Source organism: Blastococcus sp. KM273128, assembly GCF_021698975.1.
GTDB lineage: Bacteria > Actinomycetota > Actinomycetes > Mycobacteriales > Geodermatophilaceae > Blastococcus.
In genome coordinates, this window is the sequence record NZ_SSXA01000158.1 from 1 (window position 1) to 1,438 (window position 1,438).

Consider the following 1,438-nt stretch of genomic DNA (forward strand, 5'->3'; position numbering starts at 1 on the left):
TCGGTAGCGTCAGGAAGCGTTGAACTTCGCCACGTCGATCTTGAAGTCGATGGCGTTGGGTGGACGTAGGGACTGCTGCAGTGTGATCCAGGCCGGGTGATTGGTCATCCGGGCCAGCTGCACGGTGATCAGGTCGCGCAGTCCGTCGACGGACCAGCGGCTGCCGCCGATGTCGGTGCGGGCGTTGAGTTCCCGCATGACCCGCTCGAGGACGCCGGAGCCCAGTTCGGGGCCGCCGAGGTGGGCCAGGCGGGCGCGCACGTCGGGCCGCAGGCAGGTGAACACCTGGTCGCGGGCGCCGGTGAGCAGCTCGCCGGCGGCGTGGTGGCCTTCGGTGCGGACGGTGGCGGCGAAGGCGTCGTAGGCGGCCAGCGCCTGGGCGTGGGTGAGCCGCTCGCGGGCGACCCGGTGCAGCAGGTCGACCAGCTCGGCGCGCTTGGCGTTGGCCCAGGGAGACGGGGCTTTGTCGGCATACAGCGCCCAGCGCAGCGCCCGGGGCAGGTGCCACCAGCAGCGCTGGATCGGCACGTCGGGCCAGACGGACTCGGCCAGCGTGGTGATCGCCGGCTCGCCGTCGACGACCACGACCACCGGCGGGCGCAGCGCCCGCAGCTGCTCGGCCATCGCCGACCAAGGCTGGGCGAGGGTGAGGCCCAGCAACACCGTGGTCGCCCGCCGGCGCCGCCGCGGCCCGGATCGGCCGGTCAGCCCCAGGGCGAGGTTGCCGTTCACGCCCAGCCGCCGCGGGCCCGCCCGCATCCCGGTGCCATCGAGGATGACCACGTCCGCGCCGGTCGGCGTCCCCGGCGCCTGCGGCTGTCCGATCCCGTCCAGCATCGGTGCGAGGTCGGCGACCGCCGAGTGCGCCCGGCCCGCCGAGGCCGGCATCCCGAACGAAGCGGCGACCGCCCCGGCCCGGGCGAACGACATCTGACTGGCCAGCTCGGCCAACTCCACCATCAACCGGTCGGTGCGCCGCTTGCCCGAAAGATCCAGCATCAGCAGCAGCGGCGCGAACACCCGACCACAGGCCCGGCAGCCGACATTGGCCAACTGGACGCGCACGATCCCGGCGGCGGTGTCGAACCGGCGCGGCCGGGTGCGCTTGCCCTTGCGGGCGAAGTCGCTCATCACGCCGCACCCCGGACAACCGAACGGCGCCGGAAGATCCCGCACCGGCAGCCACTTCGGCCCGCAAACCTGGTCGATCAGCCGGTCCTGCAGGTCCTCCAACGCTGCGGCCAGCGCAGCCGCGGGGACTTCTTCGCGCATCGCCACCGCCCACGCCTCCAGCTGCGACCAGCTCAGCGATTCACCGAGCTCGGGCAGCTCAGCAGTCAGCGCCAGGGTAGTGATCGACACAGCGGCTACTCCTCAATCAAGTTGCCGCCATCACCTCACAAGATCCGCGAAGTTCAACGCTGCGCCACGCTACCGA

General features: G+C 72.1%; 1 protein-coding gene. It reads right to left on the minus strand.

All coding sequences use genetic code 11. The features are described from left to right. Positions 1–9 precede the first annotated feature (9 nt). On the minus strand, positions 10–1,362 hold the full coding sequence (locus E9529_RS21380; protein ID WP_236833270.1) for a transposase: 1,353 nt from the start codon (positions 1,360–1,362) through the stop codon (positions 10–12). Positions 1,363–1,438 lie beyond the last annotated feature (76 nt).